Origin of the sequence: Pseudomonas sp. MPB26 (assembly GCF_046605355.1) — a bacterium.
Classification (GTDB): Bacteria; Pseudomonadota; Gammaproteobacteria; order Pseudomonadales; family Pseudomonadaceae; genus Aquipseudomonas; species Aquipseudomonas cedrina.
The window spans coordinates 4,388,649-4,401,830 of record NZ_CP176793.1 but is presented as its reverse complement, the minus strand read 5'-3'; the positions used below and the strand labels follow the sequence as shown (position 1 = coordinate 4,401,830).

The following is a 13,182-nucleotide window of genomic DNA, read 5'->3' as shown; positions in this document are numbered from 1 at the left end:
CCCCAGCGCGGGGCAAGCCCGCTCACTACAGACATAGATCGTCTAACCCTCGCTTTTTGCGATCTCAGCTCCATCACTAAACTGCAACGCCGCCAAGCGCGCATACAGCGCATTGCTCGCAACCAACTGCTGATGCGTACCCACCGCCACCAATTTACCCTGGTCCATCACCGCAATCCGGTCGGCGTTCTTGACCGTGGCCAGTCGATGGGCGATCACCAGCGTGGTGCGCCCCTGCATCAACTGCGGCAACGCTTGCTGGATCAGGTGTTCACTCTGGGCGTCCAGCGCGCTGGTGGCTTCGTCGAGCAGCAGAATCGGCGCATCCACCAACAAGGCGCGGGCGATAGCCAGGCGTTGGCGCTGGCCGCCGGAAAGGCCCATGCCGCCGTCGCCGAGGTGGGTCTGGTAGCCGTCGGGCATTTGCAGGATGAAGTCGTGGGCATGGGCAATGCGCGCGGCGGCTTCGACTTGTTCGGTGGTGGCGGCAGGGTTGCCGTAGCGGATGTTCTCTTCGACGCTGCCAAAGAACAGCGCCGGGCTCTGGGACACCAGGGCGAAGTGGCGGCGCAGGTCCATGGGGTCGAGTTCGGTCAGCGGGTGGCCTTCGAGCAGGATGCGGCCCTGCTGGGGGTCGTAGAAACGCAGCAACAGGTCGAACAGGGTCGACTTGCCGGCACCGGACGGTCCCACCAGCGCCAGGGTTTCTCCGGGGTTGATGCTCAGGCTCAAGCCGTCGATGGCGTAGCTGTCCGGCCGTGAGGGGTAGGCAAAGCGCAGGTCTTGCAGCGTCATGCGACCGCTGACCCGCGCAGGCAATTGCACGGTTCCAGCGGCGGGCGCCTGGATTTCGTTGTTCGACTGCAACAACTCGCCAATCCGCTCGGCGGCACCGGCGGCGCGCTGCAATTCACCGAGCACTTCACTGAGCGTGCCGACCGCACTGCCGACGATCAGGCTGTAGAACACGAACGCCGCCAGCTCGCCGCCGGAAATGCGCCCGCTGATGACGTCCATGCCGCCCACCCAGAGCATCACGCCCACCGCGCCTAGCACCAGCATGATCACCAGGGTAATCAGCCAGGCGCGCTGGGCAATGCGCTTGCGCGCGGTAACGAATGCGTCTTCCACGGTCACGGCGAAGCGTTGTTCGTCCTGCACCTGGTGGTTATAGGCCTGCACGGTCTTGATCTGGCCGAGGGTCTCGGACACATAACTGCCCACATCGGCGATGCGGTCCTGGCTCTGGCGCGACAGGCTGCGCACGCGCCGGCCAAAAATGAGGATCGGCGCCAACACCAACGGCAGCGCCACCACCACGATGCTGGTGAGCTTGGGGTTGGTCACAAACAGCAGCACGATGCCGCCGATGACCATCAAGGCATTGCGCAGGAACAGCGACAGCGACGAGCCGATCACCGATTGCAGCAGGGTGGTGTCGGTGGTCAGCCGCGACTGGATTTCCGAGCTGCGGTTGTTCTCATAAAAACCGGGGTGCAGGTAGATCAAGTGGTTGAACACCTGGCGACGGATATCCGCCACGACCCGCTCGCCGATCCACGACACCAGGTAAAACCGTGCAAACGTGCCCACCGCCAAGCCCAGGACCAGGACCATGAACAGACCGATGGATTGGTTGAGCAGATGCGGTGACTGGGTCATGAACCCCTGATCCACCAGCAGGCGAATGCCCTGCCCCATGGACAAGGTAATACCGGCCGTGACGATAAGCGCCAACAGGGCACCGAAGGCCTGCCAGCGGTACGGCGCAATAAAGCGGCTGGCCAGGCGAATCGCACGGCGTTGACGGACTGAGAACATGGAGGGCATCACCAATGAGGAACCTGTACACCCACATGGGGGGAACTTGGCTGAATAACAACTAAAGGCAATGAGTCAGATTAATTATTCCCACTGATGTGCGCCGCTAGAGGCTATCGATCTAACCCCAAGCTGGATATTTATAGCGCTTTCTGGTGGACTGGGCATTCGAACCGGTGGCCTTGCAGGGAGTTGTAACAGCCTGGTCACGCGCGGGGGATTAATATGGGTACACAACCTGATGAGGAGACAGGCCATGACCTTGCAAAATAGCAGCGACGCCAAGATTGAAGTGATCCGCCAACCGCAGGAGTTGCCCTGCTCGTATATCGACGCCAAGGGCCGCGAAGTGCAGATTACCGAAGAGATGATCCAGCAAGCGTGCAGCGAGCTGGAGCAGCGCCTGGTCAAGCCTGCACAGCAAGGCTGAAGCGCAGACACTCTTTCAAATCCGGCCCAGGTGGCCGGGTTTTTCATGGGCGGTCTAAACGGACACCGCGCCCAGTGCGGACACGATTTTCGACAACGGGGCCGACTCGCCATTAATACGCACCTTCAGCCCATCGATCTCACGGCGCTCGGGATAGTGCTTGCGCAGCAGGTCGAAGGCCTTGCGCTGTTCATCCACGGTTCCTAGAAGGCTGCGACGAAAATCCGCATCATCGCGGCGCGGGTCGTACACGCTGCGGCACAAGGTCGCCAGCGCCCAGGCCGGATCGGTCGACGCGTTCAGGTGCACCTCGGCCAGCCAGGGCGGCGGCAGCAGGTCGCTCAATTTAATGCTCGGCTCCTGGCCCAGGTGCGCGCAGAACGCCTGGTAGATCTGCGCGGTGCCGCGCTGCTTGCCGTCCAGGCTGTAACCGGCGATGTGCGGCGTGGCCAGTACGCACAGGTCGGCCAGGTCGGCGTCGACTTCGGGCTCGCCTTCCCACACATCCAGCACCGCTTGCAGGTCTTCACGCTCAAGCAGCACTTCGCGCAGCGCGGCATTGTCCACCACCGGGCCACGGCTGGCGTTGATCAGCCAGGTGCCGGGCTTGAGCTGGTCGAGTCGCTGACGGTCGAACAGGTGCCAGGTAGAGCCGTTGCCGGACTTGGTCAGCGGCGTGTGCAGGCTGATCACATCGCAGTGCTCGATGATCTGCGCCAGGCTGACGTAATCGCCGTCTTCGGCGATCTGCCGGGGCGGGTCGCAGACCAATACGTTCCAGCCCAGGCCCTTGAGCACCTCGACCAACCGCCCGCCGACTTCACCGGCACCGACCACGCCATAGGTGCGCCGGTTGAGGTCGGCGCCTTCGATCTCGGCCAGGGTCATCAGGCTGCCCAACACATAGTCCACCACGCCGCGCGCATTGCAGCCGGGGGCGCTGGACCATTGGATACCGGCCTGCTTGAAGTAGTCCAGGTCCAGGTGATCGGTACCGATGGTGCAGGTGCCGACGAAGCGCACCTTGGAGCCCTCCAATAAAGCGCGGTTGACGTTGGTCACGGAGCGCACCAGCAGCACATCGGCCTGCTCGACCGTGGCGCGGTCGATGGAACGGCCGGGTACGCGGCGAATCTCGCCAAATCCCTGGAAGAATGCATCGAGCAGCGGAATATTTTCGTCGGCAACAATCAGCATGGCGGGGCTCCTTTTGGCGGAACCGCAGTGTACAGGCTTGATGGCTTTCCTGTGGGAGCTGCAGTGCATGGGGGTTTGTTTACAAATCGCTAACACAGGTTTTTTCCTGACCGATTCGTCAAGGCGTAGACTGCGCCGTCCTTGACCTGCCTTTTGACTGGACACCCGTACGTGAACACTGCCACCGCCCCCCTCACCCGTCCCGCCCGCATCCGCCGGGAAGTGCACGGCCTGCTGACGCTTGCCTTGCCGATCATCATCGGCCAACTGGCCACCACCGCGATGAGCTTTGTCGATGCGGTGATGGCCGGGCGTGTCAGCCCGCAGGACCTGGCGGCGGTCGGCCTGGGCAACTCGATCTGGATTCCCGTGTACCTGTTGATGACCGGCACGCTGCTGGCCACTACACCAAAAGTCGCCCAGCGCTACGGTGCCGGCCAGTTCAGTGAAATCGGGCCGCTGGTGCGTCAATCCTTGTGGTTGGCGGTGGTGGTCGGGATCTCGGGGGCGTTGTTGCTGCTCTGCGCCGAACCGATCCTGCAGGCGATGAAGGTCGAGCCGGACCTGATCGAGCCCTCCATGGGTTACCTGCACGGCATCGCCGCCGGCATGCCGGCCATCGCGCTGTATTACGTGCTGCGCTGCTTCAGTGACGGCCTGGGCCGCACGCGGCCGAGCATGGTCATGGGCCTGTGCGGTCTGGCGCTGAATATTCCGCTGAACTACATCTTCATCTACGGCCACCTGGGCCTGCCGGCCATGGGCGGCGTCGGGTGTGGCTGGGCCACGGCCATTGCGATGTGGGTGATGCTGCTGGGGCTGGCGGTGTGGACCCGTTGGGGCGCGGCCTACCAGAGCAGCGAGTTGTTCAAGCGTTTCGACTGGCCGCGGTGGGCGGTGATCAAGCGGGTACTGGGCATCGGCCTGCCCATCGGCATTGCGATCTTTGCCGAGTCGAGCATTTTTGCGGTGATCGCCCTGCTGCTCGGCAGCCTGGGCGCCACCGTGGTCTCCGGCCACCAGATCGCGCTGAATGTCAGCTCGCTGGTGTTCATGGTCCCCTACTCGCTAAGCATGGCCGTGACCGTGCGCGTCGGCCAGGCGCTGGGGCGTGGCGAGCCGCGTGAGGCACGCTTCGCCGCCGGTGTCGGCATGGGCACGGCGTTGGCCTACGCCTGCCTGTCCTGCAGCCTGATGCTGGTGTTTCGCGAGCAGATCGCGGCGATCTACACCCCGGACCCGGTGGTAATTCACTTGGCGTCGATGCTGATTGTGTTCTCGGCGCTGTTCCAGTTCTCCGACTCGATCCAGGTCACCGCGGCGGGCGCGCTGCGTGGCTACCAGGACACGCGGGTGACCATGGTGCTGACTCTGTTCGCGTATTGGGGCGTGGGCCTGCCGGTCGGCTACGCCCTGGGGCTGACCGATTGGCTGGGCGAGCCGAGCGGCCCAAGCGGCTTGTGGCAAGGCCTGATCGTGGGCCTGAGCTGTGCGGCCGGGATGCTGCTGGTGCGCCTGGCGCGCAGCGCACGCCGGCGCATCCGCGTCGACAAGGCGCGGGCTTAATCCGGCCCCGAATCACTGTAGGAGCGAGCTTGCTCGCGAAGAACGTCAACGATAACGCGTGCTTCCTGGATGCGCGCGGTGCCTATGAGTTTTTCGCGAGCAAGCTCGCTCCTACAGTAGAAAACCGGCATCAGGCAGTTTTTTTGCGAATCCAGTACAGGTAAGTACCGGCCTGCTCCTGCTGATCCACCAGTTCGTGGTCCAGGAATACGCAGAACTTGGGGATATCGCGGCGCGTCGACGGGTCGGTCGCGATCACCTTGAGCAGCCCGCCGGCCGGCAGGTCGCGGATGTGCTGGTGCAGCATCATCACAGGTTCCGGGCAGTTGAGGCCGGTGGCGTCGAGCACGGCGTCTACGGGCAAATCAAGGGATTGGTTCATACATCACTCCTGGAACACCCGCTCGACTGTGGAAGCGGCGGTTCGACTTGCCCGCGATGACGGGGGCATATTCACTATAAATTTCGACAGTTATACCGCTATCGCAGGCAAGCCAGCTCCCACATTGGATATCAGTGTCGCTTGGGTTTCTTTGCGTCCACAAGCCGGCGCAGGTGACAGGTCACTTCCTCACGGTCGTGGTACAGCTGCTTGCAACCGATCTCTACGCGAATGCCGCGCGCCTTGAAGCCTTCCTCGATACGCTCCAGCAAACGCTTCACTTCGGCGTAGCGCTGCTTCATCGGCAACTTCAGGTTCACCACCGCCTCACGGCAATACCCCTCGCCAATCCAGGTTTCCAGCAGCGCGGCGTTACGCGCCGGTTTCTCGACGATATCGCAGACCATCCAGTCCACCGGCTGCTTGGGCACGAAGGTGAAGCCGTCGGCCATCAAATGCTGCACGAGGCCGGTGTCCATCAGGCTTTCGGCCATGGGGCCGTTGTCGATGGCGGTCACCAGCATGCCGCGGTTGACCAGTTGCCAGGTCCAACCGCCAGGGGCTGCGCCGAGATCGACGCCGGTCATGTCGCCATGCAGGCGCTCGTCCCACTGGTCGCGGGGGATGAAGTGGTGCCAGGCCTCTTCCAGCTTGAGCGTCGAACGGCTGGGCGCGTCACGCGGGAACTTGAGGCGCGGGATACCCATCGGCCACATTGCCGAATTGTTCGACTCGGCCAGGCCCATGAACACTTCGCGGCCGCTCTTGAAGGTCAACAGCAGGCGGGGTTTGCTCGGGTCGTCCACCAGTCTGCCAGCATTCAACAAGGCTTTGCGCAGGTGCACCTCGAATTTCTTGCAGAAGTTCGACAGCTCCTTGCCGTCGTTGGTGTCGACCATTTCCAGCCACAGGCTGCCGCACAGCGGGAAACCTTGCAGGTGCGCCAGGATCACGCTGATGCGGTCGGTTTCCGGCAGGTCGATGAACACCCCGCGCGCCCACTGCCTGGGGAAGATCAACTCGGCAAAGCGCTGGCCGTGCATCAGGCGCTGGGCGCCGTCGTCTTCGGTGCAGACAAATTCGGCGCAGGCGCTGCCGGTCTTGGCCTTGGCGTAGCCGGAGACGTTCAGGCGCGCGGCGTGTTCCGCTATCTCGGAACAGACTTCGCCTTCAAAACCCGGGCGGCAGTGCATAAAAAGGGTGTTCATTGAATCTCCTGGCAACTGGCCGCGCTATCGCAATGCCTGTCATGAAAACGCGCGCATGATAGCTGATCGGAACCTTGGACTTAACCATAGAGTCCAGTTATTAGTCTGCTAATGAAAACAGGGCTACCTTGATAGCTCTGTTCGTCCCGTCAGGTCCGTAGCCGTGCGGACCATAAGGAGCCATATCATGTCATCGCTTGATAGCCTGAGAACCCTTAAGACCCTGCAAATAGACAGCAAAACCTACCACTACTTCAGCCTGCCAGAGGCCGCCAAGAGCCTGGGCGACCTGGACACGCTACCGATGTCGCTCAAGGTGCTGCTGGAAAACCTGCTGCGCTGGGAAGACAACAAGACCGTCACCGGCGCCGACCTCAAGGCGATTGCCGCCTGGCTCAAGGAACGCCGGTCCGACCGCGAGATCCAGTACCGCCCCGCCCGTGTATTGATGCAGGATTTTACCGGCGTACCCGCCGTGGTCGACCTGGCCGCCATGCGCGCCGCCGTGGCCAAGGCCGGGGGCGACCCGCAGCGCATCAACCCGCTGTCGCCGGTAGACCTGGTGATCGACCACTCGGTGATGGTCGACAAGTTCGGCAACGCCGATGCGTTCGAGCAAAACGTCGACATCGAGATGCAGCGCAACGGCGAACGCTACGCCTTCCTGCGCTGGGGCCAGAGCGCCTTTGACAACTTCAGCGTGGTGCCACCGGGCACCGGCATCTGCCACCAGGTCAACCTCGAATACCTGGGCCGCACGGTCTGGACCAAGGACGAGGACGGCCGCACCTATGCCTTCCCGGACACGCTGGTAGGCACCGACTCCCACACCACCATGATCAACGGCCTCGGCGTATTGGGCTGGGGCGTGGGCGGTATCGAAGCGGAAGCGGCGATGCTCGGCCAGCCGGTGTCGATGCTGATTCCAGAGGTGATCGGCTTCAAGCTCACCGGCAAATTGAAGGAAGGCATCACCGCCACCGATCTGGTGCTGACGGTGACCCAGATGCTGCGCAAAAAAGGCGTGGTGGGTAAATTCGTCGAATTCTATGGCGACGGCCTGGCCGACCTGCCCTTGGCGGATCGCGCGACCATCGCCAACATGGCCCCGGAATACGGCGCCACCTGCGGCTTTTTCCCGGTAGATGAAGTGACGTTGGACTACCTGCGCCTGTCGGGTCGTCCGGAACAAACGGTCAAACTGGTCGAGGCCTATACCAAGGCCCAGGGCCTGTGGCGCAACGCCGGCCAGGAGCCAGTGTTCACCGACAGCCTGGCCTTGGACATGGGCAGCGTAGAGGCCAGCCTGGCCGGGCCGAAACGGCCGCAGGACCGCGTGGCCCTGCCGAACGTCGGCCAGGCGTTCAGCGACTTCCTCGACCTGCAATTCAAACCCACCAATAAAGAAGAGGGCCGCCTGGAAAGCGAAGGCGGCGGTGGCGTTGCCGTCGGCAATGCCGACTTGGTGGGCGAAGCGGATTACGAATACGACGGCCAGACCTACCGCCTGAAAAACGGCGCTGTGGTGATCGCCGCGATCACGTCCTGCACCAACACCTCCAACCCCAGCGTGATGATGGCCGCAGGCCTGGTGGCGAAAAAAGCCGTAGAAAAGGGTCTGACCCGCAAGCCGTGGGTAAAAACCTCCCTGGCCCCCGGCTCCAAAGTGGTTACCGACTACTACAAGGCGGCGGGCCTCACTCAGTACCTGGACACGCTCGGCTTCGACCTGGTGGGTTACGGCTGCACCACCTGCATCGGCAACTCCGGGCCGTTGCCTGAGCCGATCGAGAAAGCTATCCAGAAAGCCGACCTCACTGTCGCCTCGGTGCTGTCCGGCAACCGCAACTTCGAAGGCCGCGTGCACCCGCTGGTGAAGACCAACTGGCTGGCCTCGCCGCCCCTCGTCGTCGCCTACGCGCTGGCCGGTACCGTGCGCATCGATATCAGCAGCGAGCCTTTGGGTAACGATCGGGATGGCAATCCGGTGTACCTGAAGGACATCTGGCCCAGCAGCCAGGAAATCGCCGACGCGGTGGCGCAGGTCAGCACCGGCATGTTCCACAAGGAATACGCCGAGGTGTTCGCCGGCGATGAGCAGTGGCAGGCCATCGAAGTGCCGCAAGCGGCGACCTACGTGTGGCAGGAGGATTCGACCTATATCCAGCACCCACCGTTCTTCGATGACATTGCCGGGCCGCTGCCGCGGATCCAGGACGTCAAAGAGGCCCGTGTGCTGGCTTTGCTCGGCGATTCGGTGACCACCGACCACATCTCCCCCGCCGGCAACATCAAGACCGACAGCCCCGCCGGCCGCTACCTGCGGGAAAAAGGCGTGGAGCCACGCGACTTCAACTCCTACGGCTCACGCCGCGGCAACCATGAAGTGATGATGCGCGGCACCTTTGCCAACATCCGCATCCGCAATGAAATGCTCGGCGGCGAAGAAGGCGGCAATACGCTGTATATCCCCACCGGCGAAAAGATGGCCATCTATGACGCCTCGATGAAGTACCAGGCCTCGGGCACGCCGTTGGTGGTGATCGCCGGCCAGGAATACGGCACGGGTTCAAGCCGTGACTGGGCCGCCAAGGGCACCAACCTGCTGGGCGTCAAGGCCGTGATTGCCGAGAGTTTCGAGCGCATTCACCGCTCCAACCTGGTGGGCATGGGCGTGCTGCCGTTGCAGTTCAAGCTGGATCAGAACCGCAAGTCACTCAAGCTGACGGGCAAGGAGAAGGTCGACATTCTTGGGCTGACCGATGTTGAGATCGTGCCGCGGATGAACCTGACCCTGGTGATTACGCGGGAGGATGGCAGCAGCGAGAAGGTCGAGGTGCTGTGCCGGATCGATACGCTTAATGAAGTGGAGTACTTCAAGTCGGGCGGTATCCTGCACTACGTGTTGCGGCAACTGATCGCGTCCTGAACCACGACACAAATCAGGTGTGGGAGCTGGCTTGCCTGCGATAGCGGTGGATCAGCCCCCACACATTTCACTGATAGATCGCTATCGCAGGCAAGCCAGCTCCCACAGTGTTGACCGCATTTCAATTCTTAACCGAAGAGCCACTTCCACAACAGCACCAATACCACCACTGCCAACACCGGCCGCGCAATCCGGTACGCCTTGGGGTGCTTGCGCTTCCACTGCTTGACCACGCCACTGAATTTGTCGCTGAACGTCTTGCTCCACGCATAGGCCTGGTTGATCCCGCCCACCCGCTCGTCATCCAGGTTCTGCGGTGCGGTTGCACGGCCCAGTTGCTTGCTGACCCAGCGGTTGACGCGGGTCATCAGGCGATTGCTCAGCGGTCGTTCAATGTCACAGAACAGGATCACGCGGGTCTGTTCGGTTTCGTTCTTGACCCAGTGCACGTAGGTCTCATCGAACATCACGTCATCGCCATCGCGCCAGGCGTAGACCTGGCCGTCGACAAAGATGCGGCAGTCGTCGGAGTTCGGCGTGGACAGCCCCAGGTGATAACGCAGCGAGCCGGCAAAGGGATCGCGGTGCGGGTTGAGGTGGCTGCCGCCTGGCAACAGCGCGAACATCGCGCCCTTGACGTTGGGAATGCTGCTCACCAAGGCCACAGTCCTGGGGCACAGCGCTTCGGCCGAGGGCAGCGGTTTGTCGTACCACTTGAGGTAGAAACGCTTCCAGCCCTTCTTGAAGAACGAACCGAAACCGGCGTCGTTGTTCTTTTCGGCGGCGCGAATGTAACCCTCGTCAAACAGGTGCATGGCCTCCTCGCGGATCACTTCCCAATTGTCCTTGAGCACATCCAGTTCCGGGAACTTGCTGCGGTCCAGGTACGGCTTGGACGGCACGGCCGAGAACAGGTACATCAAGGCGTTATACGGGGCGAACAGCGCCGAATGGTTGACGAATTGGCGCAAAATCGGCAAACGCGCCTTGCCGCGCAGGTGCACGTAAAGCGTGCTGCCGATGAACAGCAACAATACCGACAGTTTGGTGGCCAAAGAAAAGGTCATGCAGCAACTCCTGAAAATAAGCGCCTGCATCATAAACAGTTGGGGCAGTATGCAGAAGGCCTTGGCCGACCGACTGACACACATCAACCTTGTGGCGAGGGCGCTCGATCGTTCCCACGCTCAGCGTGGGAATGCATCCCGTGACGCTCCGCGTCACCCCTGCGCAGGACTCAAATCTTGCGGCGACCGCAGGACGCGGAGCGTCCGGGGCAGCATTCCCACGCAGAGCGTGGGAACGATCATCAAGCCTGGTTTTCTTGCTCGGTAAACAAATCGCTGAACAGCATGCTCGACAGGTAGCGCTCCCCGGAGTCCGGCAGAATCACCACGATCGTCTTGCCCTGCATCTCCGGTTTCTCGGCCAGGCGCACCGCCACGGCCATCGCGGCGCCGCAGGAGATACCACACAGAATCCCCTCTTCCTGCATCAGGCGCAGGGCCATGGCCTTGGATTCGTCGTCGGTCACCAGCTCCACGCGGTCGACCATCGACAGGTCGAGGTTTTTCGGCACGAAACCGGCGCCGATCCCCTGGATCTTGTGCGGGCTGGGCTTGATCTCTTCACCGGCCAGCGCCTGGGTGATGACCGGCGAGACGCTCGGTTCAACGGCGACCGACAAGATCGGCTTGCCCTGGATGTTCTTGATATAGCGTGACACACCGGTGATCGTGCCGCCGGTGCCCACGCCCGCCACCAACACGTCCACCGCGCCGTCGGTGTCGTTCCAGATCTCCGGGCCGGTGGTTTTCTCGTGGATCGCCGGGTTGGCCGGGTTTTCGAACTGGGCCGGCATAAAGTAGGTGGCCGGGTCGCCGGCGACGATTTCGCCGGCCTTTTCGATAGCGCCTTTCATGCCCTTGGCCGGCTCGGTCAGCACCAGTTCGGCGCCCAGGGCCTTGAGCACCTTGCGCCGTTCGATGCTCATCGACGCCGGCATGGTCAGTAACAGCTTGTAGCCACGGGCGGCGGCTACAAACGCCAAGCCAATGCCCGTGTTGCCGGAGGTGGGTTCGACAATGGTCATGCCCGGCTTGAGTTTGCCGCTGCTTTCGGCGTCCCAGATCATGTTGGCGCCAATGCGGCACTTCACCGAATACCCCGGGTTACGCCCTTCGATCTTGGCCAGGATGGTCACGCCACGCGGTGCGATACGGTTGATCTGGACCAGGGGCGTATTACCGATGGAGTGCGCGTTGTCTGCAAAGATGCGGCTCATGACGGGTCCTATTGGGCGGTTTTCAGGAAGGTCCAAGGGTATGCCTCACCTTCCAACGCGTCCAGTCGGAGGAACGTTGGCGCCACCCGAACAGTCAATCTCCTAATCGCGAGGAGAACTGCCCCATGAAACGTCGCTACAGTTGGCCGCTATGGACCATCACCGGGCTGGTGGTGGTACTGGTTGCCTTGAACATCGCGCTGCCTTACCTGGTGCGTAACTATTTGAATGAAAAGCTCGCCGACATGGGTGACTACCGTGGCGAAATCACCGATGTGGACCTGGCCTTGTGGCGCGGTGCGTACCGCATCAATGGCCTGAAGATCGTCAAGGTGGATGGCAAGGTACCGGTGCCGTTCGTCAACGCGCCGCAGATCGAATTCGCCGTGAGCTGGCACTCGCTGTGGTACGACCATGCCGTGGTCGCCGAGGGGCATTTCGTCAATCCAGAGATCAACTTCGTCGATGGCGGTGCGAACAAGCAGGCGTCCCAGACCGGTAAAGGCACCGACTGGCAGGAACAGTTGAGCAAACTGCTGCCGATCACCCTCAATGAAATGCGCATCGAAGACGGCAAGATCGCCTTCCACAACTTCAACTCCAAACCGCCAGTGAACATCAACGCGACGGCGGTCAACGCGAGTTTCTATAACCTCACCAACGTGGTGGATGTCAAAGGCAAGCGCGACGCGCGTTTCGAAGGCAAGGCCCTGCTGCAAGGCCAGGCGCCGCTGGAAGCCACGGCCACCTTTGACCCGCTGAGTGATTTCGAGGAATTCGAGTTCCGCTTCCGCGCCCGCGACTTGCAACTCAAACGCATGAATGATTTCGCCTCCGCCTATGGCAAGTTCGATTTCAAGTCCGGCACCGGCGACGTGGTGGTCGAAGCGCAGGCGGAAAAAGGCCAACTGAGCGGCTATATCAAGCCCTTGCTGCGCGATGTGGAAGTTTTCGATTGGAAGCAGGACGTGGAAGACAAGGACAAGAACATCTTCCGCTCGATCTGGGAAGCCGTGGTCGGCGCCAGCGAGACGGTGCTGAAAAACCAGCGCAAGAACCAGTTCGCCACCCGCGTCGAACTGAGCGGCAGTGTGCACCAGCAGGATGTCAGTGCGTTCTCTGCGTTCCTGGCGATCCTACGCAACGGTTTCATCCAGGCTTTCAACGCACGCTATGAACAACCTAAGCCAAGCGCGGACTAAATGTGGGAGCGGACTTGTGTGGGAGCTGGCTTGCCTGCGATAGCATCACCGCGGTGCAACTGATACACCGCAGTGCCTGCATCGCGGGCAAGCCCGGCTCCCACAGAGGCCCGGCGCCCATACAAGCACGCCTCCACAGCTGGAGTGACTGGCCATTCAGAGA

The 13,182-nt window shown here is 62.0% G+C and carries 10 protein-coding genes; 4 read left to right on the top strand and 6 right to left on the bottom strand.

What is annotated here, in order from left to right; all coding sequences use genetic code 11:
* Nucleotides 1–42: 42 nt before the first annotated feature.
* Nucleotides 43–1,830, bottom strand: a complete 1,788-nt coding sequence (locus tag ACLH0H_RS20380; RefSeq protein WP_411379383.1) for an ABC transporter transmembrane domain-containing protein — start codon at nt 1,828–1,830, stop codon at nt 43–45.
* Nucleotides 1,831–2,077: 247 nt separating this feature from the next.
* Between ACLH0H_RS20380 and ACLH0H_RS20375 the strand changes: the two genes are divergently transcribed.
* Complete coding sequence (locus ACLH0H_RS20375) at nt 2,078–2,251, top strand: PA1571 family protein (protein ID WP_164485237.1); 174 nt, start codon at nt 2,078–2,080, stop codon at nt 2,249–2,251.
* A gap of 54 nt (nt 2,252–2,305) precedes the next feature.
* Here the strand turns inward: ACLH0H_RS20375 and pdxB are convergent, their stop codons facing one another.
* On the bottom strand, nt 2,306–3,448 hold the full coding sequence (pdxB, locus tag ACLH0H_RS20370; RefSeq protein WP_411379382.1) for a 4-phosphoerythronate dehydrogenase PdxB: 1,143 nt from the start codon (nt 3,446–3,448) through the stop codon (nt 2,306–2,308).
* 171 nt (nt 3,449–3,619) lie between these two features.
* On the opposite strand from pdxB, the gene ACLH0H_RS20365 reads away from it, so the two are divergent.
* Nucleotides 3,620–5,014 carry an MATE family efflux transporter gene (locus ACLH0H_RS20365; RefSeq protein ID WP_411379381.1) on the top strand — a complete coding sequence of 465 codons (1,395 nt, stop codon included), beginning with the start codon at nt 3,620–3,622 and terminating at the stop codon, nt 5,012–5,014.
* A gap of 130 nt (nt 5,015–5,144) precedes the next feature.
* Here the strand turns inward: ACLH0H_RS20365 and tusA are convergent, their stop codons facing one another.
* Together tusA and rlmM are read right to left on the bottom strand one after the other, a co-directional pair.
* Complete coding sequence (tusA, locus tag ACLH0H_RS20360; protein WP_411379380.1) at nt 5,145–5,396, bottom strand: sulfurtransferase TusA; 252 nt, start codon at nt 5,394–5,396, stop codon at nt 5,145–5,147.
* A gap of 131 nt (nt 5,397–5,527) precedes the next feature.
* The gene (gene rlmM, locus ACLH0H_RS20355) at nt 5,528–6,604 is read right to left on the bottom strand and encodes a 23S rRNA (cytidine(2498)-2'-O)-methyltransferase RlmM (RefSeq protein ID WP_307386256.1); all 1,077 of its coding nucleotides are present in this window, start codon (nt 6,602–6,604) and stop codon (nt 5,528–5,530) included.
* Nucleotides 6,605–6,791: 187 nt separating this feature from the next.
* Between rlmM and acnA the strand changes: the two genes are divergently transcribed.
* Nucleotides 6,792–9,533: an aconitate hydratase AcnA gene (gene acnA, locus ACLH0H_RS20350; RefSeq protein ID WP_411379379.1), complete on the top strand. Its 2,742-nt coding sequence runs from the start codon at nt 6,792–6,794 to the stop codon at nt 9,531–9,533.
* 128 nt (nt 9,534–9,661) lie between these two features.
* Here acnA and ACLH0H_RS20345 read toward each other — a convergent pair whose 3' ends face one another.
* Nucleotides 9,662–10,600, bottom strand: a complete 939-nt coding sequence (locus ACLH0H_RS20345; protein WP_411379378.1) for an aspartyl/asparaginyl beta-hydroxylase domain-containing protein — start codon at nt 10,598–10,600, stop codon at nt 9,662–9,664.
* 242 nt (nt 10,601–10,842) lie between these two features.
* Nucleotides 10,843–11,817, bottom strand: a complete 975-nt coding sequence (gene cysK, locus ACLH0H_RS20340) for a cysteine synthase A (protein ID WP_411379377.1) — start codon at nt 11,815–11,817, stop codon at nt 10,843–10,845.
* Between the two features lie 125 nt (nt 11,818–11,942).
* Between cysK and ACLH0H_RS20335 the strand changes: the two genes are divergently transcribed.
* On the top strand, nt 11,943–13,019 hold the full coding sequence (locus ACLH0H_RS20335) for a DUF748 domain-containing protein (protein WP_411379376.1): 1,077 nt from the start codon (nt 11,943–11,945) through the stop codon (nt 13,017–13,019).
* Nucleotides 13,020–13,182: the final 163 nt, after the last annotated feature.